Origin of the sequence: Coleofasciculus sp. FACHB-1120 (genome assembly GCF_014698845.1) — a bacterium.
In the GTDB taxonomy this organism is placed as follows: domain Bacteria; phylum Cyanobacteriota; class Cyanobacteriia; order Cyanobacteriales; family FACHB-T130; genus FACHB-T130.
On record NZ_JACJTV010000076.1, the window covers coordinates 1 to 2,986 of the forward strand.

Here is a 2,986-nt window from a genome sequence, read left to right on the forward strand (position 1 = left end):
CCACAAATCAGCGAGACAGTCATCTATGCGGCAATGACTCGCTTGATGCTACGACGCTTAACTCACCAAATGCAAACTGCTTAAGATTTGCTTTATAAACAATCTCTTACATCCGCTCTAGCACGGAAATGCCAAGCAAGGATAATCCTAGCTTCAGAGTTCGCGCAGTAAAATCGCACAAAACTAATCGAGATGTCCGCACTGGTTCTTCTGCTTTAAGCACCTGGCACTGGTCATAGAACTGATTAAACTTCTGGCTCAATTCAAATAGATATTGACAAAGGCGATTGGGAAGCAAATCTTGCTCAACGTCACTGAGAACTTCGCTCAGTTGTAGTAAATGCTTCGCTAACACTAATTCTGTTTCTTCCTGCAACAGAATTTTGGCATTCATTCCCAACTGCCCAAAGTCAATATCACCTTTACGGCTAATTCCCTGAATCCGGACATAGGCATAGAGTAAGTAAGTTGCTGTGTTGCCCTCGCGAGCTACCATCTTCTTAGAGTTGAAGATATAGTTGCTGTTCCGGTTTTGGCTCAAGTCGGCATACTTGACACAACTAATGCCAACTACCTCAGCAACGTGGGCAATGAATTCTTCTGTTTCCTCGCGCCCTTCTTCTTTGAGCCTTGCTTCCAAGTCTTCACGGGCAGATGTGATCGCTTCATCCAGCAAATCTCGTAACCGCACCGTTTCTCCGGAGCGAGTTTTCAGTTTCTTTCCATCGTCCCTCTGCACCAAACCAAAGGGGACGTGTACCAACTCTAAATTATCTGGAATCCAGCCAGCCCGTCGCGCTACCTGAAACACCTGAGTAAAGTGATTTGCCTGCCCAGCATCTGTAACGTAGATAATCCGATCGGCTCGATCTTGTTCAATCCGATAGCGTAGTGCTGCTAAGTCAGTAGTGGCGTAGTTGTAACCTCCACCAGACTTTTGCACAATCATGGGCAAAGGTTCACCCTCTTTATTGGTAAACCCTTCCAGAAACACGCATTTAGCCCCATTGTCTTCCACTAGCAACCCTGACTGGGCGAGGTCTTCCACTACTCCCGCTAATAACGGGTTATAGAAAGATTCCCCTCGTTCTGTCAGATGCACATCAAGCCGATCGTAGATAATCTGAAACTCGCGCCGGGACTGTTCGCACAGCAGCTGCCATGCCCGCCGAGACTCTTCGTCACCCGCTTGCAACTTGACAACTTCTTGTCGGACCGTTTCTTGAAACTTCTCATCCTCATCAAACCGCTGTTTTGCTTTGCGGTAAAAAGCAACTAAATCGCCCAAATCTATAGCATTAGCAGTCGTCAAAGCTTCTGGACAAACTTCTCTCAAGTAGGCGATTAGCATTCCAAACTGGGTTCCCCAGTCGCCCACATGGTTTAAGCGCAAGACATCGTGACTCCGAAATTCTAAAGTTCGGGCAATGCAATCTCCAATGATCGTTGAACGCAAGTGCCCAACGTGCATCTCTTTAGCAATATTAGGACTAGAAAAATCTACGACTACCCGCTGAGCATTTTTTGCCTTGCTGACACCCAACCGGGAATCTGCCTGAATAGCACCTAGTTGTGCTTCCAAATATTCTGGTTTCAGGGTGAAATTGATAAAACCAGGACCAGCAATTTCTGGCGGTTGACAGAAATCGGTTACATCTATATACTCAATGATTTTTTGGGCTATCGCTCGTGGCGGCTGACCCAACTTTTTAGTTAAGGACATTGCCACATTAGACTGATAATCACCAAACTTGGGATTGCTAGCAAGCACTAGCATTGGGTCTACCCCAGCATAGTCACTGCCAAAAGCGGCAACTAAAGCCTGCTCAAATCTATTTTTAAGTTGTTCAAGAGTAGAGTTCATTGGGTTTTGCCGAAACCTCAGGCAGCGTACTTCTCTCCTCCATCGTACTAACGTCTATGTTCATACTCAAATCGAGCCATGTTGAGCGAGTAATCGGGGCGCTACTGGAGATGTAATCTACGCCAGTTTCAGCCACGGCACGAATAGTTTCTAGAGTAATGTTGCCTGATGCTTCAATTTTGATCTGGTCATTGCTGTGGCGAATTATCTGCACTGCCTGCCGCATCATCTCTAGCGACATATTATCAAGCATGATGATATCAGCACCGTGCTGTAAAGCTTGTTGCACTTGAGCGAGGGTTTCGGTTTCTACTTCTATAGTCAAGGGATAGGGCATTTGGGAGCGGATGCGAGCGATCGCCTCTGGAATCCCCCCAGCCACAGCAATGTGATTATCCTTAATCATCACAGCATCATCTAAGCCCATCCGGTGGTTCATCGCTCCCCCCACCTGCGTCGCGTACTTCTCTAAAATTCGCAGCCCCGGAGTCGTTTTGCGAGTATCCACCAGTTGAGCTGGCAAATCCGAAATTTGCTCAACATACTGGCGGGTGAGTGTCGCAATTCCACTCAAACGCATTGCTAGGTTCAAGGCAACTCGTTCTCCCAGCAGCAGAGCCTCGAGAGAGCCATCAACGCGAGCAACCAACTGCCCCCGCTGGCACTCTTCCCCCTCCCCCACAACAGCAACAAAACCGACGTTATCGCTCAAAAGCTGGAATATCCGGGTCGCCATCGGCAATCCAGCAATGACTCCTGCCTCCTTAGCAGTCCACTGTGCTTGCCCCACAAGGACTGCACCGCTTAACAAGCCTTGAGTCGTGCGATCGCCCCGCCCAACATCCTCTAGTAACCAGTTGCGTAACAGTGGGTCTAAAACAATTAAGGGGGGTAGAACAGCCTTGGGACTCACCACTTCTGTTTTTTCCTTATCTTTAATCTTTGTAGAACCTTCCCAAAATAACTTAGCCCAAATCGCTCTGTGGCAGGGGCTTTCGAGCCGCACAAAACTTTTTTCCCAAAACAGTTGACAGAAAGGGTTCGGGGTTGCTACATTAATAAAGCGGTCGGAAGAGCAAGCGAAAGTGAAGCGACACCGAAGCGCACCGAACCTAGAAAAGA

Annotated in this window: 2 protein-coding genes; both read right to left on the reverse strand. The window is 47.8% G+C overall.

What is annotated here, in order from left to right; all coding sequences use genetic code 11:
* Positions 1-106: 106 nt before the first annotated feature.
* Positions 107-1,864 (reverse strand): arginine--tRNA ligase, encoded by a 1,758-nt coding sequence (gene argS, locus H6H02_RS26485; RefSeq protein ID WP_190823402.1) that lies wholly within the window; start codon positions 1,862-1,864, stop codon positions 107-109.
* The gene (nadC, locus tag H6H02_RS26490; protein ID WP_190823404.1) at positions 1,848-2,777 is read right to left on the reverse strand and encodes a carboxylating nicotinate-nucleotide diphosphorylase; all 930 of its coding nucleotides are present in this window, start codon (positions 2,775-2,777) and stop codon (positions 1,848-1,850) included. Before nadC ends, argS begins: the two co-directional genes overlap by 17 nt.
* Positions 2,778-2,986: the final 209 nt, after the last annotated feature.

Coding starts and splice junctions, on each gene's coding strand:
- argS (WP_190823402.1), bottom strand. CDS start 1,864: ATGAACTCTACTCTTGAACAACTTAAAAATAGATTTGAGCAGGCTTTA.